The sequence below is a fragment of the Vibrio echinoideorum genome (genome assembly GCF_024347455.1).
Taxonomy (GTDB): Bacteria; Pseudomonadota; Gammaproteobacteria; order Enterobacterales; family Vibrionaceae; genus Vibrio; species Vibrio echinoideorum.
This window is the reverse complement of the sequence record NZ_AP025484.1, coordinates 71,946-94,060: the sequence shown is the minus strand read 5'-3', so window position 1 is coordinate 94,060 and position 22,115 is coordinate 71,946. Positions and strand designations below refer to the sequence as shown.

Genomic DNA, 22,115 nt, shown 5'->3' with positions numbered 1-22,115 from the left:
CTCTAATTCACTTAACTGATATTAGGAAAAGTATCTTGAAACCTTAAAGCTGAGAGGTTGCTACGGCGACGTTGAACAATGAGTCTTAGATCTCTAATCAGTCACGTTAGTATGGGTGAAGCCTGAAAATGATAGACTTAGAAAGCGTATGAATAATAACCAACAAAAGTCTGGTGAGTGTGTTACCTTGGTTGTTATCCCTACCGCTTAGTGGGGACTTCTTTTCTTTTCCGAACTCGCATCTCGGCACTCCTTAGTTGCCCTCCTAAGCCTCACCGCAGGCTTTAATTATGTCCATTTCAACTCAAAAGTTAAGAAACATCTTCAAACTCACTAGAATTGAAAATGTAGAAATCAACAACGACGTACCCCATTTCGCACCTTGGTTACCACTTGCTCAAAAAGTAAATCCTGTCATCCCTTCTGCGATTATATATTGCGAAGGTAATTTTGGTAAAGTTGATGGTAAAACCGCTAACGGGTTAGTGAGGCATTCGTTAAGCTATCGTATTCTATCGGTTATTGATAGTGAGTCTGCTGGCTTAGATGCTGGTGAAGTTCTTGATAACAAAGCCAATGGAATACCTATCCTTGCTAATGCTGAAGAAGCTATCATTCACGCAGAAAGCATTCCTGATTACTTCATTTTTGGCATTGCGCCATCAAGTGGCTTTTTATCTGACTTAGATAAAAGCATCATTTTAAATGCCATGTCACTAGGAATGAACATCGTAAATGGCTTACATGAATTCCTAACCGATGATCCTCTATTTTTAGAAGCCAGCTTAAAGAATAACGTTCGAATATTCGATACTCGCAAACCCAAAAATAAAGGCGATCTGAAAACGTTTAGCGGGAAAATACACAACGTTAAATGTCCGAGAATTGCTGTAATGGGGACGGATTGCGCGCTAGGAAAACGAACAACAGCAACAATATTGGCGAATGAACTGACTAAAAAAGGCCTTAACGTCGTTCTGATTGCCACTGGTCAAACAGGCATTATGCAGGGCGCACAATACTGCGTTGCACTCGATGCTGTTCCTTCACAATTTTGTGCCGGTGAGTTGGAATCTGTCATTGTACAGGCCTATGAAAAAGAAAATCCGGATCTGATTATTATTGAAGGGCAAGGAGCCTTGAGTCACCCTGCGTTTTCAACCAGCGCTTTTATCTTACGTGGCAGTTGTCCAACGGGTGTGATACTGCAACATGCCCCTAAACGTTTATATCGTAGTGATTTTCCTGATTGCCCAATGCCTTCGATTGCCTCAGAAATCAATCTTATCGAAACGTTTTCTAATACCAATGTTATTGGACTAACACTGAATCATGAAGATATGTCGTTGGATGAAACACGTTGTGCGATAGACACTTACACTACCGAATTTGGTTTACCGGTTACTGATGTCTTGTCACAGCCTGTTGAACATCTACTGCACATCGTAACGTCAGCCTTTCCTATAATAGCAAGTAAACTGGCCGAAAAAGGGTGAACTACCCTAGGTTAGACATCGATTGTGGGAAAGTTCATCATAACGCTCAGTTCCTGATTTCTCAGCTCTCACTGAAAAATATATCCGTTACGCCTGTAACAAAAGCCTTCCTCGGCCACCCTATCATCGCACAAGTTCTTATTGATGCTGGCGCAACAATGTTAGCCGATTCAAGAATCGAAAATCTTCAAAAGATGACTGAATCTGGCATTGCTATCCCTAAAATGCTGATACGTACACCCATGCTCAGTCAAGTGGCGAGCGTAATAAAATACAGTGATATGAGTTTAAACTCTGAAGTTGAAGTGATTCAGAGGCTTTCACATGCAGCAGAACAACAAAATTGCTGTCACGGTATCATTATTATGGTTGAGCTTGGCGATCTCAGAGAAGGTGTGATGCCCCATCATATTATTGATTTTATCCGAGAAGTTATTTCTTTACCAAACATCACGATAAAAGGAATTGGTACGAATTTGGCCTGTCGGTATGGTGTCGCTCCAGATGATCAAAATATGAATATTCTTTCTGAGCTTGCCGATGGAATTGAAGCTACATTTGGGATCAGTCTAGAAATTATTTCAGGGGGTAATTCTGCTTCAGTTAACTGGGCTCTTCAGAGAACAGGCTTAACTCGAGTAAATAACCTTCGTATAGGAGAAGCAATTTTTTTAGGCTGTGAGCCTTTAGAGCACGAAAATATCAAAGGCTTACATACGGATGCGGTTTCTTTGACCGCTGAAGTGATTGAATCCAAGACTAAACCGACTTTGCCTTGGGGGAGTCGGGGGTTAAATGCTTTTGGTGAAAAAGAAAACCTTCAAGATAGAGGGGAGGTCTCACAAGCTATTCTAGCATTAGGCCGCCAAGATGTTTGTGTCAGCGGGCTTAAGGCTCCGAATGGGATTAAGATCATGTCTTCAACCAGTGATCATCTTGTCCTTGAATCCTCACAGAAACCACTATTTGTAGGGGAAAAAGTCACATTCAGTTTAGATTACAGTGCGCTCTTATCTTCTATGTCTTCACGTTATATCCATAAATATTTTAAGGCACCTAAATGGAGAAGAAAGGAAGAAGGAGCGCATAATGCTACGAACAACTGTAATTCTCTTCGTCAGTGTCATGCTTAACGGTTGTCAGATAAGCCCAATAAAATCTAATGGACTTGCCGATTATAGAGCGACAGTTATTTCAAGCCAACTTCCACAAGAGTTAGGCTCAATCACACTCGTAAATGCACAGTCAGAGGGCGATAGTGTCACTCTTGTTTTCGTAAAAAAGAAAACTTTGAATATGGACCGCTTAGTAGAAAAAGTCGCCGTTATTTTTTGTGATCTGCTCCAGTAAGACTGGACACCGCATTAAGCGACATATTGTTTTTCAAAGTTAACTGGGCTTAGATACCCAAGAGCACTGTGCCTTCTTGTTCGATTATAATCAACTTCGATGTATTCAAAGAGTGCTTGACGCATCTCTTCTCGGGTCATTATCGACTCGTATTGGACGGCTTCTACTTTCATTGAGTGGAAAAAGCTTTCAACACAAGCGTTGTCCCAGCAATTTCCCTTCCTACTCATACTTTGCTTTAGATTATGAGCTGCGATTAAGTCGCGGTAGTCTTTTGAACAATATTGGCTACCTCTATCACTATGGATAATCACTTCTTCTGGCATGCCTCTGCGGAACAATGCCATTGATAGCGCATCACAGACCAGAGTTGCGGTCATTCTGGTACTCATTGACCAACCAACTACTTGCCGTGAGTACAAGTCGATAACAACGGCTAAATACATCCAGCCTTCGCTTGTCGCTAGATAAGTGATATCTCCAGCCCATTTTTGGTTTGGTGCTGTCGCATTAAAGTCTTGCTCAAGCAAATTCGGGGCTACAGGAAGTCTATGCTTACTGTCTGTCGTACATTTGAATTTACGGGCGGCCTTCGCAACTAACCCCTGACGCCTCATGCTCGCGGCGATGGTTTTTACATCGTGTTTATTACCATTTTCTTCAAGTTCTTTTTGAATGCGCCTTGCACCATCACGCTCCTTTTTATCATCAAAGACTTCACGAACTTTGCTATCAAGCTGCTTTCGGTGTTCGTTGCGTTGGGTGACTTTATGCCGATTATCAATCCAATAATAAAACCCACTTCGAGAAACCCCAAACACCTTAGCCATACGGACAACCTTATACTGCATCAGGTGTTCGAGCATAAACTCATAGCAATCTACTTTAGATTTTTCGCGAAGTAGGTGGCGGCCTTTTTTACGATATCTAGCTCTTCAGCTTGCTCTGCCAATAATCGTTTGAGTTTGGCATTTTCAGTGGCTAGTTCCTTTTCTCTATCGCTGATTTTCGCATCTTTTTTGACGGCTTTACGCCACCCATAAATTTGAGATTCATATAGCGAAAGCTGTCGTGCGGCGGCAGCGACACCGACTTTCTCTGCTAACTTAAGCGCTTCGGCTTTAAATTCAGGAGCATGTTTAATTCGTGTTTTCTTAGTTGTCATTGTTCACCTCGTTAGTGATTGTACTCACTTAACTCAGTGTCCAAAACTTCTGGTGCGGATCAGAAACGGTTTGCCCAAACTTTTGAGATAATATCTCTTTGATTGTTTGCGCATGTTGAACCGACGCTGCAACAATCAGCCCACCGGCATTGGGTGATCTGAGACGTACTTTTTCTAGCTGATCACATCCTAAACCGAGTAGATATTCCATCGCCTCTTGGTTGTGAATAACACTCTGGTAAGATGCTTTTGTCTGTTTAAGCATCTCTAATATTGATGAAAAGGATTCGACTTTTTCGCTACTACTAACAGACAAGTGTTCATTATCAACCAAGACGATTTTGGGCGCTCTACAAACACCATCAGCTATAGCTTGTTTAAGAGTGTATTGGTAATCGACAAGAAGCTGTCCGTCTGGGTCGCTGTACTCACCCATCACAATGGGTAAAGAGTCTGAACGCCACGGTGTACCTGAAAGTGCAAGGGTAAAAGTAGCAAGCCCTTGAATCTTAGTGAGAACTTGCTGCCCCCAAATGTTCGCATTTTCAACCTCAGAGCCAGAGCAATGGTGTATTTCATCAAAGACAACAAAGACCCTGTGATTCCGCAATGTTTGCCAAAATTCGTCATTGAGGAATTGGATAGATTGGTATGTTAAAGATTGCCCGACAGATCCCATGCCACCATTAAACGTACACTTAAGTATCGACGAAAAGGTTCTTTTTATACCATCAGAAACCGTCAACGATGGTGAGAAGCACAATACAAGATCTACCATGTCACTTTGTAACAACCTTGACGCAATATTAGCGGCAAGTACTGTCTTACCTGCTCCAGGTGTAGCTTGGCAAAAAAAATGGGAGCAGTTGGATTGATATTTTTCCAACGCTCTGTCAGAGCATTCACTTTGCCACCCCCTTAACACGGTTCATTTCCTTCATAGAGAGTATTAAGAACCTTTGTTAAAACGTTCACTTTACCGAGCAATATCGCGGCGCGTTCTTTAGCCTCTTGATGCAAAGGGGCCAGTTTATTCTCTAGCTCAGGGAATCGAGATACGATTGACTGATACTCGTCAATCTCCCCAAGTATTATTTCCAATTCACCCTTATATTCGTTACGTTCATTACTTAAAATGGAATAGTTTTGAATGGGTATTTTAGGTTTTCTATCCGCTTGGTTATTCGTGGTTACATTGTTATGTAACTCTTTAAATTGTTCCGCTTTAAAGTAACGTTTTTTCCGACCAGAGCCCTCACTCCGCAACCAAGTTTTCTTTTCAAAGTGAAAAATTGCTCGGTACACCTTTTTGCGAGCTTCGGCAGAATTGGAGTCTACATTCTCAAGGGATAGCCATAAATCTCTGGCTTCTAGCACGGTGAATCCATCTAACCCATTTTCTATCAACAACTTGTGCATGACCGCACTAATTCTTCGAGCCCGTTTCATTTCCAAAATTACACCAACCAAAAAACTAAGGATTGCTTAGTATACAGAAATCAGTAAAACTAAGAAAATCTTAGTTACCTTGAGATCAGAGACATGAACTATAAGTGTCATTTACTAACCCAATCCCTGAGCGCCTTAAAGAAGCGCGCAAAAAAGCGAAACTCTCCCAAAAAGCTTTGGGAGTGCGTATAGGTATGGATGAAAGCTCCGCAAGCCCGAGAATGAATCAATACGAAAAGGGAAAACATACACCAGATATCAGTACGTTAAAGTCAATTGCAGATGAGCTTGGTGTGCCTTTGAGTTACTTCTTTTGTGAAGATGAGATTTCTGCGGAGTTAGCTGTGAATCTAAATAAGCTCTCTGAAACGGATAAGCAGAAGGTTCTTGAGGTGACAGCGCGACTTATTGAAGAGTCATTTGAAAATAGTAGTCCGAAAGAGGACTAGCTGCGTGAGCCACGAAAGAACAATGGCTCTATTTGTCTTTTAAATACTATTTGTTATTGAGGTAATCTAACCTCAGATCGGTTTAAGCTATTGCCATCAAGCCTGTCTTTTCAATGCTTGTGATGTTTAGCGATGGCTTTTCTGGCTTCAGACAGTACGCAATCAATCCGCCAAGAATCCATGCAAGCTCCTATGGCGAGAATGCTCTATCTGAGAGATGTTCTTTAATTGCTCATTGATGGTCTCGATAATAAACCTTTTGGACAGCATCGCTCTGTCCCAGGCAGCAATTACTTTCGGCTTCATGTTCTTACGGTGAGTTGTAATCAGGGTGATTCCATCCTCTTTTAAATTGTCGGTAAGGGCTTTACTGGTATAGCCTTTATCTGCATAGAGCTTGTCAAGCAGACCTTTGGGTAGCTCACGGACAGGTTTTCTCTCATCAGTATTAGCTGGCGTTAGCTTAGCGGCAACGATATCACCAAGGTGATTGGTGATGATGTGAAATTTAAATCCATAAAACCAGCCCATTGTCCCTTTACCTCTTGCCGCTGTTCCTTTGAAAACCTTATGCCGAGGAATACGTAAATTATGACAAACTTTAATGCTTGTAGAGTCAATGAATTCAATGCCTGCCGGCTCACCTTTAACATGGGTAAAGAAAGAGCTTAGCGGTACAAGTACTGAAGGCATGACCTCCAAAAATCGCGTGTAACTGAGCAATGTTGGGAAGTTGCACTCTGGGTTCTTAGAGAGACGACACTTTGTAACAGGTGTCGTCTAATCGACAAAAGCTTGTTACCGACTTATCTAGTTTCGCAATCTATTAATTAACTCATGTATGGCAAAGCCAAATTAGAAATGTCACATTAAATATTTCTGCAATGTAAATGCAAGTAATGTAGAAACCACTGCCGACAAAATACCCGCAACAATATTACTTCCTAACACACTTTTAAGCTTGGGAGCACCACTCGTTGTGACCAGTATGTTGTGATCACCAACCTGTACTGCTTCTGAATTTATATTATAGGTATTGTTCACTTGTTCCCCCCTTTGCTTAGTGTCGGTGTATTCAATGTTAATCGGATTGTCCTCATGAAAGGAGGGCAAAGGAGATCTGAAAGTCAGGCAAGTTCTGTCCATAAACTTAAACTGGTTACTTAAACCGCCACGAGTAATTTTTTCGATAGAACTGAAATGCTTACTTAAATCACTGTTGGTAGTCTTTTCGATAGAACCAAACTGCTTACTTAAATCATATTTGTTCATGGCCCAAGTCAATCCTTACTAACGTCTTTTGTTTAACTATCAGATAAGTTATCACATAGAATCATTAACCGTTTATGGCACACTTCCATCTTAAGGGGAATTTATCAATAAAATCATATACTTACGAAAAGCAATGATTGATAAGGAAATTTAAAAAAATCTTCGAAGACAATAAAGGGAAGGAGATTTGTTGCGTAATTCGATGGAACTAAATCAGGAAGTTACGATCTAACCGTGTACAGCACTCATGGTGCAAGTCGTAGAGCTAAGGAAGTTGAGGTTTCATTTAAAACCAAAGGAGCAATAAACACTTAGCCATTGATACAACTGGTCTCAAGGTTTATGGCGAAGGTGAATGGAAAGTGAAGAAGCATGGTACTGACGGGAAGCGCAGAGTATGGCGTAAGCTGCACATCGCAGTAGATATAAGCACCCACGAAATCGTCACAACAGAGCTAAGTTTATCTAACGTAACCGATGCCGAAGTGCTCCCAAACTTACTAAAGCAGACACGTCGTAAAATCATTGAGATATCAGGTGATGGTGCTTATGACACGAAGGGTTGCTATGATGCTATACAAAAATCAAGCGAGCGGTTCCGCTCATCCTGCCACGAGAAGAGGCGGCCTTCTGGGAACGGGGTCATCCTCGCAATTTAGCGGTAGGTTGTCAGAAACTTTACGGCTCGAACAACAAGTGCAAAAAGCGGTATGGCTATCATAAACGGCAATTTATCGAGTGAAACAGTTGTTGGGTGGAAAACTCAGCCTCCGAATTTACAACGATCAGGTTGGTGAGACTTACGTAATGATTAAAGCGCTCAACAAGCTTACAAGACTTGGTATGCTTGAACTCAGTATATTGTATAAAAATAGCTCAACTTTAGGCGATTTGCTCTCTTGTCTGAATTACGCAACAAAGCCTCTATCTTTACTAATTTTTTTGTAAAGAATAATTACGTTTGAAACATAATATATTCCCATTTTTCTGGTGTGAAATCTTATTCGTTACATAAATGAACTATATTGTAATAAATTTACTCATAAAAAAGGCAGTAATTACTTATTTAACAATCGGATATGGGAAAATTTAATTTTCAGATTGACTCTTTACTAGGAATACTGGAAATACCGTGAAGATTTGTCTTCTTGCACCACTCATAAACGTGAGTGCGTAGTAGAGCCAGTAACGCTTTCTCAGCACCAATTTCTTATTTTGTTGAGTCTTGGTTTGAAACTCAGGGAAGCCAAAGGTCATCACTAAAACCAGAATAAAACCAATGCCTCCAGTAATGCCGTACACCCAAGCGAAATCCAGCTTAAGCTGTTCCAACATCACCCAGATAGATCCGTACGTTATCAATGACGCGAGCGCGCCCACAGAGATCATTTTACCCAGCATCTCTGGTGCTTCTTCTTTATTCAGCCACTGCAAAGATAAAGATTGCTTAAGCGTTTCAAAATAGTGAAAGCCCGTCGACATCAAAATCGTAGTTAGTAACAAGCCTGTGAGTGTAGGAAATAAACCGGTAATCGCCGTGCCCACGGTTAACATCGCCAGCGATATCAACATAAAGCGTTGCTCACGAATGAATGCCAAAACAAACACCACGGTAAACGCTAAGAAACCAGGGATCTCACGAACACTTTGCAACAAGCCAATATCGGCGCCATCAAAGTTCGCTTTCTCTATCACGAAGTTATTCAGCAGAGCCATCCAGCTTGAAAACGCGACAGGGACAACAATCGAAATCAGTAATAAAAAGTTTTGCGGCGTTTTCCAGCTCGCGGTTTTATCGAACATTGACGGACTCCTGTTCGTCTAATTGAGTGAGCACTCGTAAGGTCAATTGCTCAGTATACGGGTTGATCTTCCAGTGCTCTGGGCTCCAACCTTTTACGAAACGTTGAAAATCAGCCCACGCCACGTAAAACATAGGTCGCCACGCAGCTTCAATGTCATCAAACGAAAGCTGTGGCTGATAGTACGCCAATGCCTCTTCCAAGTATCGGAAGTAAATCTCTAACATCTGTGATTCAAGCTCTGCGCAATCTTGCGGCCTCACCGCACTGCTCATAAACAGAGCTACGTCTTTCATCGCACAACCATGACCCACATATTGAAAATCGACGGCAGCTGCGTTTTGGCTTTCTGAATCAAAACAGAAATTGGCAAGCTTGGCGTCGCCATGTACCAAAGTTGGATACGGACATTCTTTTAGTAAACGGTCGATGTGCTTGGCTTGGTTCTTCAATGGTAAATCAGCCAAGGCATTAAACTCATCAGGGCGTGTGTCTAGATGCCAGTATGTGCCGACTTGCCACAATGAGGCTGACTGTTCTTGATCGTCACTGATGTGCTTTGCGTGAAAATTAGCGAGCCATTTAAGGCAAGCATCGCGTTGTTTTTGCTCTTCTCGTGTGTAACCAGACGCCAGTTCAGACTGAGTACCTTTGATTGCTAGATTGTCAGAAACAGCAAGCACATCAAACTGAGAAGTTAACGGAAAACCGATTTCGGCTAAGTCTTGCATCACAATCAACCACTCGTTCTCTTGTAACTCACAATGCAGCCCTACAGGTACAGGGCAACGCTCATCCCACTGTTGAGTGAACGACTGATACCAAGCCGTTTCCACTTGATAAGAGTGCACCTTTCGTTGATGAGATAACTTGGTGTTCCAACCTTTAGGGTGTTCGGCTTTATCTGGCAGTGCGACATGTTTAACAATCACACTCTTCAGTTCAGCATGGCCTTCGTAACAAAAGACTAAGCGAACTAACTCACCATATCCGCCCCACAAACGTTGAATGACTTGAACATCAACCCCCTCATGACAGCCCAGTGAAGCCGCTATTTTTTGATAAAGGGCAGGAAGTGATTTATTCGAACTGGCTTCAGTTTGGTTAAGCTGTTTTGATGACATTGATTGGGACACTATCGTTCGAGACATAAATACTGTTTTATGCCTCAGATGCTAAAAGATGCGACCATTGCTTTTGCCTGTTCATGTAGTGCACCACATAACTGCACACTGGCACAATTTTAAAACCCGCCTGTTCAATCTCAATTAATACAGACTCCATCATAACTTTGCCAAAGCCTTTACCTTGCAGTTCATCAGGGATACGAGTCGAAGTTATATGGAGTACATCACCCTGTTTTTGGTACTTAACGACTGCAAATTGGTTTGGTTCGAGTTCAACTGTGATCAGGTTCTCGTCTTGAACCCATTTTGTGGCCTTCATTCTCAACTCCTACAAATAATTGATACGACAAACAATTAAAGTTTGAAGTATGAGTTCCATGTAATAAACTAACGCAAGTGCATATAAACAAAACTAAGTACTTCAAACAACGGATATTTTTAGAGATCGCTGATTTACATAAAATCAAAAGCAAAGAATAACACTCTATAAATAATTCAAAGTACTTACATTAAATCTAGCACGTAACAACCCCTTGTTAGCAAGTTATCAATATCTAACAGACGCATGTTGGCGCATGGAGAACACAAAATGAACGCACCACTGAAGAAGCCTTTGGAGCATAATCAGGCACTTCAAGACCCTCGTAACCGCACCGTTTCTACGATTAACAGCACTGATGCTCTGGCCATGATTGAACACGGCAGTGAACTGACGTTGAATGTCTCGACTCCGGTTGGCACTAAGTTTCTCGCGACCACTAAGTTTATTGGTACGCACAGTGATAACTGTATTGTGGTTGAGTTACCCGAGGTATCTAACGAAGACCTGAACTTTTTCTTTCAAGAAGGTTTTTGGATGACAGCTCGTGCTTATTCCCTACGAGGCGAAGGCGCGCTTATCCACTTTAGGAGCCAAATTCACCATAAAATTGGTGAACCCTTCCCTATCCTCGTACTTTCAACACCAAGTACGATGCAAGTGACTCAACTGCGTAAAGAAACACGCTACGAAGTGAACTTAGCTTCAAGAATTATCTTCAACGACCAACGAGCAAATTGTGAGATAAGAGATTTATCTAAAAGTGGTTGTCGCTTTGTTACTTCACCAACCTCTCGTCCGATTCAAATTGCCGACCGAGTGTCGATAGAGATAACGCCTGAGAACTACAATGGTCCACTTATTCCACCATTGAGAGGCATTATCTGTAACTTGCAAAAGTCGACGCACTACGCTCGATATGGCGTGGAGTTTGATGATATTGGTCGAGCAAATGCTAAGCACTTGTTGGCAAAACTGAAGTTTAATGGAACCAAGCTCTGCTTACGAAACGCATAACTTCGTTTAACACCACATCGTTATTTAATGCAGTTAGCTGACCAAGTACAACCCGCTTATTCGCGCGCTAAGTCGCCACCAAATAAAAAAGCCATCGACTCTAAATCGATGGCTTTTGCGCTTTATCTATTTATCTATTTATCTATTTATCTATTTATCTATTTATCTATTTACGTAGAGCATTCAATTTAGCCTGAGCAATACCAAAGACAGTATCAATAGGGTAGCTTCCCTCGTCGCTAGCTTCACCTGCTGCTTTACCAGTGAACAGCTCAATGGCTTCTGTCACATGGTCAATCGCCCAGATATTAAACTCACCCTTTTCAACCGCTTTCACGATGTCACTACGCAGCATTAGGTTATGAACATTCGAACGCGGGATGATCACCCCTTGTTCATTTGAACGTCCTTTGATTTCACATACATCAAAGAAGCCTTCAATTTTCTCGTTCACCCCACCAATAGGTTGAGATTCACCGAATTGGTTCATCGAACCAGTAATTGCGATATCTTGACGGTTTGGTTGTTTAGAAAATGCCGACACTACCGCACAGAACTCAGCCATACTCGCACTGTCACCATCCACACCACCATACGATTGCTCGAAGGTGATATTGGTAGTGAGCGGGACTTTCGCTGTCTTACCAAACACTGAAGAAAGATAAGCAGACAAGATCATCACCCCTTTCGAGTGAATACTGCCACCTAGGTCTACGTTTCTTTCAATATCAATCACTTCACCGTCACCGTAAGCCGTGGTAGCCGTGATTCGGTTCGGAGCGCCAAACATATGATCCGTCGTACTTAACACAGACAGAGCGTTCACTTGACCAACCGCTTGACCATCGACATGGATCAGGGTTGTACCGTTAGTGAAGGTTTCCATTACGCTGTCTTGCAGTCGTCCGACACGCATCTGTTGGTTAGATAACGCTTGGTCGACGTGCGTTGCACGAATCAAGTTCGATTTTGAGCCTCTCGCTACGTAGTTTGACTCACGAAGCAGATTAGCAATGTGTGCTGAGTGCAACGATAATTTACCTTGGTCGCCTGCCTGACGTGAGCTGTGTTCAATGATGCGAGCAATCGCCTTGCGATCACAATGCAGCATGTTGTTGTCGTGCACGATGCTTGAAATGAAGCGCGCATAATGCATTTCAGAATCCGCAGTACGCTTCATCTCATCTTCAAAATCAGCAGTTACACGGAACAGTTCACCAAACTCGGCATCGTAGTGTTGCAACAGTTGATAAGTACGGTAATCCCCAAACAGAATGATCTTCACATCCAATGGGATGGGTTCTGGATCGAGTGAAACAGCACCGGTCAACGTTACCTCTTTTTCTAATGAAGTGAAGCTCAATTGACGCGAACGTAGCGCGCGCTTCAGGCCTTCCCAAACATAAGGTTGTTCGAGTACTTTCACCGCATCCATCAGTAATACACCGCCATTAGCTCGATGCAAACTGCCCGCTCTAATCAAAGAGAAATCGGTAAATACCGTGCCTTTAAACGTCGCGGTTTCAACATGCCCAAACAAAGAATGGTAGTTAGGATTCTCTTCTACCACGATCGGCAGGGACTGCTCTTTTTGGGTGACAATTACGTTAACTTTATAACGACGTGGCATTTTCTTATCAAGAGAAGCCGTGGCAATTTCAGCTTGCTCCGTGCTTTCCTCTAAGAAAATATCAGCGTTATCAACAATGTCTTTACGAAGCGCAGTGAGGTACTTTTTGATCTCAGGATATTGACTGTAATCCTTTTTCAATTGCTTGATGAAGTGAGTGATTACGTCTCTCGCGGTGTCATCGTTAAGCTTCTCGATTTTCTCTGTGTAGGTCTCTTCAAGCTCCGTCAATTCACGAGAAATGGTTCTTAAGCCAATCTCTAACCCATCAATGGTTTTGTCGAACTGATCTTGTTCTTCCTGCGAAAGCAAATCAAAACTCTCTTCGGTATGAAGGTCATCACCATTCATCGCGACAAACTGATAATCACCCTGAGTAGTAATCGTCAGGTTAATACCTTTGTCTTTTGCCTCTTGGCTAATCGCTTCTAGTGCAGCTTGCTGTTTAGCAGCCAATTGATTTTTAAGTCTATCGGCGCGGCTAAAGTACATCTCATTGTCGAATGCGAGTGGCATAGCTTTGAGCAGTTTACGCATCAACTTTTCAATATCTTGCTTTAAGCTGCTGCCTACACCACTGGGTAGCTTAAGTACCTTCGGTGTACGAATGTCTTCAAAGTTCGCGATATAACACCAATCAAAAAGCTCCTTAACTTCGTGAGGGTGTCGGTTTAGATAGCGCAAAATCATGGTGCGTTTACCAAGACCATTTCGCCCTATCGCATAAATGTTGTAACCCTTTTCCTTGATTGACATCGCGAACTCAACGGCCTTTTGTGCCCGTTCCTGCCCGACGATTTCGTCAATTGGAGCCAGTTCTTTGGTCGACTTACAGGGTAGCTTTTCTAGATCGGCTACCTTATACAGCTGTTCTGTATTGAGTCTTTGCATCGCCATCGCCGCCTCCTTAATCCTTCATTACTTGGGTGTAGATAAAATCAGTGTAGATGTAATTTCCTATCAATTTAGTGACTTACGCTGCACCGCTGTTCAACCGAACAAATAACACACAATTTGAGCCATTTTTACTAATAAGAGACCATTTTATTCATCAACTTAACATGTAAATGATTTTAATTTGCAATTGATAATAAATATCATTAACATTTCCAAATACTATAGATTGAGGATGTGGATATGGAAATTGAACGATGCTGGATGCACTACCTAAAAGCTGAACAGTTAATGGAACAAGGCCACTGGCCAGAAGCACAGCGTCTTTACAATGATGTTCTTATTTCCCTTCCCCATCACATCCAAGATGCTGCATATCAAAGCGACATCAAACCTTGCCAGTTTGCTTGCTTACTTGCAGGGCTTAGAGATGCAAGCGTTGCCCAATCAGAGATTCTCAACCGTCTAGGCCAACAACAGAAAGCTTTCGACACTTTGAACCAGTCATACGCGCTGATGCAATTCATCTCCCTCGAAAACACTGAACTGATTCAACGGACCTATTCGCTTTTAGAGAAGCAGAGTGAAGATTTACTCAATCACTTGATTGCTTTTTGCAGTGCTCAGCGCAGCTCACACTGGATGCTTGAGCTTGAACAAATTCAACGTGCTCATCACCATTTCGGGCAGCTTAAATCTACGTCAGAAGTTCAATCTTCACCTAATGTCTTAAATTGATAAGGATATATCATGTCGGACCAGGCCATTCTCAAAGTCAGTAACCTTTCCGTTAGTTTCAGAACCAATGATGGAATCATTGATGCGGTTAAAAAGGTTAGTTTTACCCTTAATTCCAGTGAAACCTTGGCCATTGTTGGTGAGTCGGGTTCTGGCAAATCAGTGTCTTCCAACGCACTCATGCGTTTACTGCCAGACAACGCCATTATTGATGCTCAATCTGAAATTGTGTTTGAGGGGCAATCGGTTCTTGGAAAGACCGAGCGAGAAATGCAGTCAATTCGCGGCGACAGGATTGGCATGATCTTTCAGGAGCCGATGACATCGTTGAACCCATACCTGCGTGTTGGGACTCAAGTGGCTGAAGCGATTATGTGTCACCGTAAGGTATCGAAGTCGAAGGCAAAACAACGTGTGCTGGAACTATTTGAACTGGTTCACTTACCCATGCCAGAGCAAGCATATAGCAAATACCCGCACGAGTTTTCGGGCGGCCAGCTGCAGCGTATCATGATCGCGATGGCACTGATTAACGAGCCCGATATTTTGATTGCCGACGAACCCACCACAGCATTAGATGTAACGGTTCAGGCTGAAGTGCTTTCTTTGATCAAAGAGATCCAAAGCAAGATGGGCATGGCGATTTTGTTCATCACCCACGATCTTGGTGTCGTAAAACACTTTGCTGACCGAGTTCTGGTGATGTGTAAAGGCGAACTAGTGGAGGAGGGATTGACTCAAGCCTTGTTCGACAACCCAAGACACGATTACACGCGCATGTTGATCAATTCAATTCCAACAGGTGCTAAGGTTCCAGTCCATGAGTCAGCTTCGGAGTTGTTGTCCGCAGATGATATCCGAGTTCAGTTCTTAGTTAAGTCGCACTTCATCAAGAGTAAAAGCCAGTATTTCGAAGCCGTAAAAGGCATTTCGTTGAATCTTAAACAAGGCGAAACGCTAGGCATTGTGGGTGAATCAGGGTCAGGTAAATCGACCCTTGGACGTGCATTAATCGGCTTGCTGCCAAGTACCGGACGTATTGTTTACAAAGGCCAAGACGTTAGCTTATTAAATGATAAAGAGCGTCACAAGCTCAAGAAAGATGTCCAAATGGTGTTCCAAGATCCTTATGGTTCTTTATCACCACGCATGACAGTTGGGGAAATCATCACCGAAGGCTTAACGGTGCATCAACCTCATCTATCCAAGCAAGAACGTTTAGAAAGAGCTCGTAAAGCGCTGACTGAAGTTCGCTTAGAACAGAGTTCAATTAACCGTTATCCGCATGAGTTTTCTGGCGGGCAAAGACAACGTATCGCGATTGCTCGTGCGCTGATTCTTGAACCCTCTTTCATTCTTCTCGATGAACCCACTTCAGCACTCGACCGCTCGGTGCAACTCACGGTAATCGACCTGTTGAAAGATATTCAAGCCAAGCACAACATCGGCTTCCTTTTCATCAGCCACGACCTTTCGGTAGTAAAAGCGCTGTCGGATCGTGTATTGGTAATGCAAAAAGGACAAGTGATGGAAGAAGGGACAGCAGAAGACATTTTTAACAACCCGAAAAACGACTACACCAAGAAATTAATCTCAGCGTCGTTCGACCTGGATAATAAATCGAAAAAAAATGCAGCGTAAAGGGAACTAATCAACATTAACAGCGTCTTATAACTACATTCTGAATAATCTCCTAATGGATTGAAATCTAGAATGGATATAGCAAAAACTGGTTTGGCCGCCAAAAGAGAAATGTCGCATGGATGCGACATTTTTCGTTTCTGGCGTATATGAAAAATCAATTCAGTGATTATGAAAGTTTGCTAAAATTGACGGACTTTAAACAGGGTTAGCTGGTAGTCGGGTTATAGTCACCGAGCAGCTTCGTTCAACTCGTTTTTGGACAGAAATGAGTTTCGGAAAATAGGAAATTGGCAACTAGTGAATAACTACAGATATGAAAAGTCGCTCATTTGGTGGTGATTTAGTCATGTTTAGGATCTTCAATAGAGTGAGAAAGTTCTTGAGCAAATTCCGAGAAGGTACGAGGCTTACGGCCCGTCACTTCCTCAATGGTATTGGTAGTTAGGCCGTAGTCACCTTGAGTGAACCAATTGATCATTCCCCCTAATGCATCTGATAGCCAGTTATCTAAACCTGCGTCTTTTAATGCACCGACAAGAGCGGCCTCAGGGATGTCAGTGTAAGTAATATCTTTACCACTTGCGTCACTCAATAACTGTGCATGCTGAGATGAGGTTAGAGCTTCAGAGCCAGTGATATGAAGCGTTTTACTTTCATGCCCACTTTCAGTCAATGCAACAACTGCAACCGCAGCGACATCGTTAATATCAACAAGGCTAAGTGCAGTGTCACCTAATGATGAATAGAAACGGCCCTCAGCGTTAATGCTTGGTAGGTTAGCGTAGAAGTTTTGAAAAAAGGTGTTGGGTTGAATCAAGGTATATTCTAAACCCGATTTTTTGATCAGGTTGTCCGTATATGCGTGCTCTCTGATCACTTCTGAAGTTGCATCTAAACTTGCTTTCAGGCCCGACTGCTTAACAATGTGTTTTACGCCCGCTTCTTTTGCAGCCTGAATGACATTTTTCACCCAAGTTGTTGCTGAAGGATGAATAGGCGTTAACAAATAAATTCTTTGGATATCTTTAAACGCGGAAATCAGTGAAGAGACATCATTGAAGTTTCCAATACGAATACGTTCTTTTTCTAAATTAAGTTTTGATGCCTCTTCATATGTTGCCGCCATAGCACTAAAGTCTGCTTGCTTTTCTTTCAATTGATTAACAATGGCTGAACCTGTATTGCCTGTTGCGCCCATAACTAAAATTGTCATCGTGAATTATCCTGTGGTTTATAACGAAATAACGAGCCCGACTGCTCGTGAATAAAACCACTATAGATTAAACCGATAATTTTTAGTACGCTGATAAACGGGTAGCATAATCCCGAAAAATGGGTCAATAAATCACTCTCAATCATCGGGAGAACAGAATGAAATACAGCAGTGAGTTAGTTGCTTTTATTGAGGTGGCACGTCTTGGCAGTTTTGCAGAAGCTGCACGTTCACTTAACCTACCCACAACAACCATCAGTCGGAAGATTCAACTACTTGAAACAGAGCTAGATGTTCGATTATTTAATCGCACCACCAGATCGCTATCTCTTAGTGAGGTTGGAGAGCGCCTATTGCCCAGGGCAAAGCTAGTGGTTGATACTGTGCGCGAATTGAAAGATGAAGCGACATTTCACAAAGCGAATCCAGTAGGCACTTTACATATTTCTGCACCTGCAACGGTATTTTCTCTTCTTGCTCCGCTGTTTTCGGAGTTTTTAAACAAATACTCAAGTATCAAACTAGAGTTTGACTCCTCAAGTCGAACAAAAGACTTAACGGCAGAACGAGCCGATTTCGCCCTTCGCCTCGGACCACTGAATGATTCATCACTCATTGCGATCCCCATATCACTATTACACTATTCACTTGTTGCCCATAAACAGCTCGTAGAGAAACATCCTCTAATCAGTAGACCAGAAGACTTGTTAAAGTGGCCCTGCATTCTAAACCACAATGATGGTTTGATATTGCCTTGGCGCTTCATGTTTCAGGGAGAGTCTATCGATCTTAATATGGATCACAGCTTACTATCGGATGATCTGATCATATCCGTTCAAATGGCCTTGCAAGGTGCAGGAGCGGCGCATCTGCCAACCGGATTAGTTCAACAATATATCGACGAAGGAAGACTAATAAGCTTGTGTGAGGAATGGATCCCGCGAGGTAGAGAGCTATATCTGGTATACACTGACAAACAACATTTGCCTTCAAAATCTAAGGAGTTCATCCACTTTATCAAAAATAAACGCGAAGAAATTGCAGTATTGTTGAATGGTTAATTTGTTTAACTCCAAGATGCTCATCAATAAATGGGCATCGTAAGGAGCTAAACATTTATGAAGTTATTGGTTCGCTATCTAAGAACGGAGAGAGCAACCTGCAATATTGCCCTAACATCGTTACTGGTTTCGCCCTTCATCATCTGTAATTGAGCAAAGCTTATTTGGGCATAAATATAGATAGCAGCAAATCGGCTATCCATATCAATCGTTTTGAACTCACCTTTCTCTTTTGCCGCATCAACCCACTGCTCGAACGCCTTGACGACATTTTCATAGGTTTTATCAATTTGTTCGATCGTTGATTCTCCTAGACTCAAGCGCGATTCTTTCATATTCGCAAACAGGCACCCTTTGGGCATTTCAGAGGTTTCATCCTCACTCGTGCTGTGGAATGCTAGATTTTGTAGGGTGTCGTTGAATGGGGCGTCCAAACTCAAAAAACTGAGCATCGGGCCGAGTATTGTCTTGTCGTAACGCTCTAGCACAGCATGCATCAAACCATCTTCGTCACCAAACTCGCGATAAATACCTGGCTTTGATACGCCTGCCAGTTTGCACAATTCATTTATCGATACCTGATTGATACCGAGTTTCCAATAACTTTGTTGTGCGATATCTAGCACATGATCACGGTCGAACTTTTTAGGACGGCCACGTGATGCTTTTTTTTCTTCATTCATATTTTAGTACCGAGTGGTATTTTATTATTGACAGCTTAATGCTTCGCAATTAAGATACCACCCAGTACTTAATTGCACAAGAAACTTCAAAGGCATCTACTATGGCAAAACAAATCGTCTTACTTACTGGTATATCGGGCTTTATTGGTCTTCACATTGCAAAACAACTTTTAGATAAAGGTTTTCACGTTCGTGGCTCTATTCGTAATTTAAAAAAAGCGGAGAGCATTAAAAATACGTTAGAGAAAGCATCTGCAGATGTAAGTGAATTGTCATTCATTGAACTAGACCTTACGTCAGATAAAGGGTGGGATAACGCCGCAGAGGGGTGTGACTATGTTATGCACGTTGCTTCGCCATATGCAGCAGCTGAGCCAAAACATGAAGATGAGATGATCAAGCCTGCTGTCGATGGTTCACTTCGCGCATTACGTGCTGCGAAAAAGGCGGGCGTAAAAAGAGTGGTATTAACAAGCTCTACGATGACGATGATGGCAACAATGAAGACTGGCACAATCGGACCCAATGATTGGGCTAATACCAACTCTAGAGACATTGGCACCTACGCAAAAAGCAAGACCTTAGCAGAACAAGCGGCATGGAAATTTATGGAAAAACAAGATTCTGCTTTGGAGCTTGTGACGGTCAACCCTGGTGGCGTATTTGGTCCTGCATTGGGTGACGATATTACTGGGCAATCAATGACAATGATTGATCAGATGCTACGTGGAAAAATTCCAATGCTCGCCAATGTGGCTATACCGTTGGTCGATGTTCGAGATGTGGCAAGCGTCCACGTACAAGCGATGACTCACGCTAAGGCTGCAGGTCAGCGCATTGTGGCTTCTCGTTCAGAGTCAATTCACCTTACAGAGATTGCAAAAATACTCAAAGAACATGGCTACAAAGGCCCAAGCACACGCATCGCTCCAAACCTATTAATACGTTTTATGTCTCTATTTGATAATGAAGCAAAAGGTATGGTGGGTTTACTGGGTATGAATATCGGTGCCGACAACAGTAAAGCACGAGAGCTATTTGACTGGAGTCCTCGTCCGTTTTCAGAAACTGTACTTGATGCTGCAAAATCGATTATAAAGATTCAGGAAAAGTCATAATCCTCTTGCTGTATGGGTATTCAATAAGAGATAGCTATAGACCTTTCCTATACATACTGAGACGCCCAAAGTGATTATCAGCTTTGTGCGTTTCTTTTAGCAAAATTAAAAATAGCTTTCCCATATCATCAAGTCGTGAGTGTGTATTCGATTCGCTGCATCATTAAATATTCTAATGGTGTGCGCAAAGGCTTCTAGCTTGGTATGTGGCAGATCTGAGTTAGCTGGCACTTTTTGAGAAAAGTGCCACGAGTAAAACTTCAGGTCTATGAAGCCTCTGGACAAAAATGAGTTAGGTCTGTTGCTTTAAAATACTTATCTCAGATTAGGCAAAATATGTTTAACACTTAAACGATAATTGCCTGCATGAGAAAGATGATTGTGCTCTTAAATTAGATGCTCAGAGACGGTGTAATGTGGGACCAGAATAGCGTCAGCAAATTAACTATTGACGCCATGGTCTTTTGTTAAGCTACGATATCCGCATAAGCTTTAGAAGCCATTACAGGAATAAATTCAGTGATTGAATAAGTTACAGCCCCACTTTTAACGAATGGGTCTGAGTTTAAAACTTGTTCAAGCTCTCGCTCACTCGCATGTTGTGAAATCAGTATGCCCCCAGTTCTAGGTACTTTTCTTCCGCCAAACATCAGCTTGTTTAATTTATATTCTTGTTCAAGATAATTCTTATGTTTATCAGTTAGTTCTGGCGTTATTTTTTCCATGTCAGTAAAAGTTATGTCTACTAGATACATATAATTCTCGCTTTTCAAATAGATTAATATAAAATCGCTACTTATTTCGTAGCGGACTATAATGCTACTTTTTTAGAAGCGCAACATTTATGACAACACCATTACCTAAAAAATTAGTAAGAGGGTCGAGCTCGGGTGTAGCAATCATGGCTTTATTCGATCTGTTAGGCCGAAAGTGGAATATGAGGATCATGTGGGAACTTAACTCTGGTCCTTTGAGTTTCAGAGGATTACAAGAACGATGTGACGGCATGTCTCCTTCTGTTTTAAACACTAGGATTAAGCAATTGACTGAAGCTAAATTGGTTTTTACAACATCAGAAGGCTATAAACTAACAGAATTAGGATTGTCCCTAATGAAGACACTCAACCCTTTGAGAGATTGGGCTGCTGGTTGGGAAGATAAAATATCAAAGTAGCCTAACATTCTTAATAACAGGCCGGCTTGTTTTATCGCCAGCCTAACTTTCAATTAACCTACCATAACTCATTAAAGAGTAGAGTATATTACCTTGTTTTTTTATTTCACCATCACATAAAAACGAGCTATCAGTTCCAACAAAACCTGCCACATTTAAACCTAATTGACTGTGTATACACAGAAGAAAGAAAGTAAAGATGGTAAGCAAGTTGATGAACGAAATCCGACGATAAATGAGAATGCGAGGTTAAAGTCTCAAATCAGAAAAAGCATTGAGCAGTACTTCAGCCATACACTTGATATTAGAAAAAATAAGTCAAATTGTGGTTCAGTTAACTGAGTCGTAGGTCAGCTGAAACAAACTTTGGGGCATAAATGAGCTAGCGAATTTAGTAAATGAAATTACTTTTTAGTATGGAAAGACACTTAGCTCGGTGTTTTGTATTAATAGTGCAAATCAGTTTAAATTGAAACAGATGAAGCTGACATTACCTTTGAGCGTTTCTACGCAT

General features: G+C 42.0%; 18 protein-coding genes and 5 pseudogenes. 11 read left to right on the top strand and 12 right to left on the bottom strand.

What is annotated here, in order from left to right; genetic code table 11:
* Nucleotides 1-290: 290 nt before the first annotated feature.
* The 3 genes and pseudogenes from OCV36_RS16735 to gspS2 form a co-directional block, all read left to right on the top strand.
* Nucleotides 291-1,496 (top strand): DUF1611 domain-containing protein, encoded by a 1,206-nt coding sequence (locus OCV36_RS16735; RefSeq protein WP_065681693.1) that lies wholly within the window; start codon nucleotides 291-293, stop codon nucleotides 1,494-1,496.
* A complete protein-coding gene (locus OCV36_RS16730; protein ID WP_135459313.1) occupies nucleotides 1,493-2,629 on the top strand; it encodes an alanine/ornithine racemase family PLP-dependent enzyme in 1,137 nt (378 codons plus the stop codon). The genes OCV36_RS16735 and OCV36_RS16730 overlap by 4 nt, the downstream gene beginning before the upstream one ends.
* A pseudogene (gene gspS2, locus OCV36_RS16725) lies at nucleotides 2,586-2,843 on the top strand (type II secretion system pilot lipoprotein GspS-beta); the annotation flags it as partial. The gene OCV36_RS16730 and the pseudogene gspS2, both read left to right, overlap by 44 nt.
* 17 nt (nucleotides 2,844-2,860) lie before the next feature.
* Here gspS2 and OCV36_RS16720 read toward each other — a convergent pair.
* The 3 genes and pseudogenes from OCV36_RS16720 to OCV36_RS16710 form a co-directional block, all read right to left on the bottom strand.
* A protein-coding gene (locus OCV36_RS16720) for an IS3 family transposase (RefSeq protein WP_226980827.1) occupies nucleotides 2,861-4,011 on the bottom strand; the annotation gives its coding sequence in 2 pieces (ribosomal slippage) (nucleotides 2,861-3,768 and nucleotides 3,768-4,011; 1,152 coding nt in all).
* Nucleotides 4,012-4,072: 61 nt separating this feature from the next.
* Nucleotides 4,073-4,936 (bottom strand): annotated as a pseudogene (locus OCV36_RS16715) (DEAD/DEAH box helicase); the annotation flags it as partial.
* The gene (locus tag OCV36_RS16710; protein WP_135458874.1) at nucleotides 4,930-5,460 is read right to left on the bottom strand and encodes a hypothetical protein; all 531 of its coding nucleotides are present in this window, start codon (nucleotides 5,458-5,460) and stop codon (nucleotides 4,930-4,932) included. The gene OCV36_RS16710 and the pseudogene OCV36_RS16715, both read right to left, overlap by 7 nt.
* Nucleotides 5,461-5,564: 104 nt before the next feature.
* Between OCV36_RS16710 and OCV36_RS16705 the strand changes: the two genes are divergently transcribed.
* A complete protein-coding gene (locus tag OCV36_RS16705; RefSeq protein WP_048613259.1) occupies nucleotides 5,565-5,909 on the top strand; it encodes a helix-turn-helix domain-containing protein in 345 nt (114 codons plus the stop codon).
* Nucleotides 5,910-5,991: 82 nt separating this feature from the next.
* Here the strand turns inward: OCV36_RS16705 and OCV36_RS16700 are convergent.
* A pseudogene (locus OCV36_RS16700) lies at nucleotides 5,992-6,644 on the bottom strand (IS982 family transposase); the annotation flags it as partial.
* Between the two features lie 129 nt (nucleotides 6,645-6,773).
* On the bottom strand, nucleotides 6,774-7,181 hold the full coding sequence (locus OCV36_RS16695) for a hypothetical protein (RefSeq protein WP_048613261.1): 408 nt from the start codon (nucleotides 7,179-7,181) through the stop codon (nucleotides 6,774-6,776).
* A 255-nt stretch (nucleotides 7,182-7,436) separates the two neighbouring features.
* On the opposite strand from OCV36_RS16695, the pseudogene OCV36_RS16690 reads away from it, so the two are divergent.
* Nucleotides 7,437-8,045 (top strand): annotated as a pseudogene (locus OCV36_RS16690) (IS5 family transposase); the annotation flags it as partial.
* Between the two features lie 246 nt (nucleotides 8,046-8,291).
* On the opposite strand, the pseudogene OCV36_RS16685 reads toward OCV36_RS16690, so the two are convergent.
* The 3 genes and pseudogenes from OCV36_RS16685 to OCV36_RS16675 all read right to left on the bottom strand — a co-directional run.
* A pseudogene (locus OCV36_RS16685) lies at nucleotides 8,292-8,984 on the bottom strand (MFS transporter); the annotation flags it as partial.
* Complete coding sequence (locus OCV36_RS16680; protein WP_135458827.1) at nucleotides 8,974-10,134, bottom strand: phosphotransferase; 1,161 nt, start codon at nucleotides 10,132-10,134, stop codon at nucleotides 8,974-8,976. The gene OCV36_RS16680 and the pseudogene OCV36_RS16685, both read right to left, overlap by 11 nt.
* Before the next feature lie 10 nt (nucleotides 10,135-10,144).
* On the bottom strand, nucleotides 10,145-10,429 hold the full coding sequence (locus tag OCV36_RS16675; protein ID WP_029225088.1) for a GNAT family N-acetyltransferase: 285 nt from the start codon (nucleotides 10,427-10,429) through the stop codon (nucleotides 10,145-10,147).
* Nucleotides 10,430-10,699: 270 nt separating this feature from the next.
* Here OCV36_RS16675 and OCV36_RS16670 point away from each other — a divergent pair, with 270 nt between their 5' ends.
* Nucleotides 10,700-11,446 carry a flagellar brake protein gene (locus OCV36_RS16670; protein ID WP_135458829.1) on the top strand — a complete coding sequence of 249 codons (747 nt, stop codon included), beginning with the start codon at nucleotides 10,700-10,702 and terminating at the stop codon, nucleotides 11,444-11,446.
* Nucleotides 11,447-11,612: 166 nt separating this feature from the next.
* Here the strand turns inward: OCV36_RS16670 and OCV36_RS16665 are convergent, their stop codons facing one another.
* The gene (locus OCV36_RS16665) at nucleotides 11,613-13,973 is read right to left on the bottom strand and encodes a Lon protease family protein (protein ID WP_017075295.1); all 2,361 of its coding nucleotides are present in this window, start codon (nucleotides 13,971-13,973) and stop codon (nucleotides 11,613-11,615) included.
* A gap of 240 nt (nucleotides 13,974-14,213) precedes the next feature.
* Between OCV36_RS16665 and OCV36_RS16660 the strand changes: the two genes are divergently transcribed.
* Together OCV36_RS16660 and OCV36_RS16655 are read left to right on the top strand one after the other, a co-directional pair.
* On the top strand, nucleotides 14,214-14,708 hold the full coding sequence (locus tag OCV36_RS16660) for a hypothetical protein (protein WP_017075296.1): 495 nt from the start codon (nucleotides 14,214-14,216) through the stop codon (nucleotides 14,706-14,708).
* A 12-nt stretch (nucleotides 14,709-14,720) separates the two neighbouring features.
* The gene (locus tag OCV36_RS16655; protein ID WP_135458830.1) at nucleotides 14,721-16,349 is read left to right on the top strand and encodes an ABC transporter ATP-binding protein; all 1,629 of its coding nucleotides are present in this window, start codon (nucleotides 14,721-14,723) and stop codon (nucleotides 16,347-16,349) included.
* 343 nt (nucleotides 16,350-16,692) lie between these two features.
* Here OCV36_RS16655 and OCV36_RS16650 read toward each other — a convergent pair whose 3' ends face one another.
* Complete coding sequence (locus OCV36_RS16650) at nucleotides 16,693-17,565, bottom strand: SDR family oxidoreductase (RefSeq protein WP_135458831.1); 873 nt, start codon at nucleotides 17,563-17,565, stop codon at nucleotides 16,693-16,695.
* 158 nt (nucleotides 17,566-17,723) lie between these two features.
* Here OCV36_RS16650 and OCV36_RS16645 point away from each other — a divergent pair, with 158 nt between their 5' ends.
* Complete coding sequence (locus OCV36_RS16645; protein ID WP_135458832.1) at nucleotides 17,724-18,626, top strand: LysR family transcriptional regulator; 903 nt, start codon at nucleotides 17,724-17,726, stop codon at nucleotides 18,624-18,626.
* A gap of 74 nt (nucleotides 18,627-18,700) precedes the next feature.
* Here OCV36_RS16645 and OCV36_RS16640 read toward each other — a convergent pair whose 3' ends face one another.
* Entirely contained in the window at nucleotides 18,701-19,309 is a 609-nt protein-coding gene (locus OCV36_RS16640) for a TetR/AcrR family transcriptional regulator (protein ID WP_135458833.1), read from the bottom strand.
* Between the two features lie 101 nt (nucleotides 19,310-19,410).
* On the opposite strand from OCV36_RS16640, the gene OCV36_RS16635 reads away from it, so the two are divergent.
* On the top strand, nucleotides 19,411-20,427 hold the full coding sequence (locus tag OCV36_RS16635) for an SDR family NAD(P)-dependent oxidoreductase (RefSeq protein ID WP_135458834.1): 1,017 nt from the start codon (nucleotides 19,411-19,413) through the stop codon (nucleotides 20,425-20,427).
* A 467-nt stretch (nucleotides 20,428-20,894) separates the two neighbouring features.
* Here OCV36_RS16635 and OCV36_RS16630 read toward each other — a convergent pair whose 3' ends face one another.
* On the bottom strand, nucleotides 20,895-21,182 hold the full coding sequence (locus OCV36_RS16630; RefSeq protein WP_017107603.1) for a YciI family protein: 288 nt from the start codon (nucleotides 21,180-21,182) through the stop codon (nucleotides 20,895-20,897).
* A gap of 89 nt (nucleotides 21,183-21,271) precedes the next feature.
* On the opposite strand from OCV36_RS16630, the gene OCV36_RS16625 reads away from it, so the two are divergent.
* The gene (locus OCV36_RS16625) at nucleotides 21,272-21,601 is read left to right on the top strand and encodes a winged helix-turn-helix transcriptional regulator (RefSeq protein ID WP_029225959.1); all 330 of its coding nucleotides are present in this window, start codon (nucleotides 21,272-21,274) and stop codon (nucleotides 21,599-21,601) included.
* The last annotated feature ends 514 nt before the right edge of the window (nucleotides 21,602-22,115 follow it).

Bases quoted from the DNA above. Each gene is read 5' to 3' on its own strand.
- OCV36_RS16735 (WP_065681693.1), top strand. From the start codon at position 291: ATGTCCATTTCAACTCAAAAGTTAAGAAACATCTTCAAACTCACTAGA.
- OCV36_RS16710 (WP_135458874.1), bottom strand. From the start codon at position 5,460: ATGAAACGGGCTCGAAGAATTAGTGCGGTCATGCACAAGTTGTTGATA.
- OCV36_RS16695 (WP_048613261.1), bottom strand. From the start codon at position 7,181: ATGAACAAATATGATTTAAGTAAGCAGTTTGGTTCTATCGAAAAGACT.
- OCV36_RS16680 (WP_135458827.1), bottom strand. From the start codon at position 10,134: ATGTCTCGAACGATAGTGTCCCAATCAATGTCATCAAAACAGCTTAAC.
- OCV36_RS16675 (WP_029225088.1), bottom strand. From the start codon at position 10,429: ATGAAGGCCACAAAATGGGTTCAAGACGAGAACCTGATCACAGTTGAA.
- OCV36_RS16670 (WP_135458829.1), top strand. From the start codon at position 10,700: ATGAACGCACCACTGAAGAAGCCTTTGGAGCATAATCAGGCACTTCAA.
- OCV36_RS16665 (WP_017075295.1), bottom strand. From the start codon at position 13,973: ATGGCGATGCAAAGACTCAATACAGAACAGCTGTATAAGGTAGCCGAT.
- OCV36_RS16660 (WP_017075296.1), top strand. From the start codon at position 14,214: ATGGAAATTGAACGATGCTGGATGCACTACCTAAAAGCTGAACAGTTA.
- OCV36_RS16655 (WP_135458830.1), top strand. From the start codon at position 14,721: ATGTCGGACCAGGCCATTCTCAAAGTCAGTAACCTTTCCGTTAGTTTC.
- OCV36_RS16650 (WP_135458831.1), bottom strand. From the start codon at position 17,565: ATGACAATTTTAGTTATGGGCGCAACAGGCAATACAGGTTCAGCCATT.
- OCV36_RS16645 (WP_135458832.1), top strand. From the start codon at position 17,724: ATGAAATACAGCAGTGAGTTAGTTGCTTTTATTGAGGTGGCACGTCTT.
- OCV36_RS16640 (WP_135458833.1), bottom strand. From the start codon at position 19,309: ATGAATGAAGAAAAAAAAGCATCACGTGGCCGTCCTAAAAAGTTCGAC.
- OCV36_RS16635 (WP_135458834.1), top strand. From the start codon at position 19,411: ATGGCAAAACAAATCGTCTTACTTACTGGTATATCGGGCTTTATTGGT.
- OCV36_RS16630 (WP_017107603.1), bottom strand. From the start codon at position 21,182: ATGTATCTAGTAGACATAACTTTTACTGACATGGAAAAAATAACGCCA.
- OCV36_RS16625 (WP_029225959.1), top strand. From the start codon at position 21,272: ATGACAACACCATTACCTAAAAAATTAGTAAGAGGGTCGAGCTCGGGT.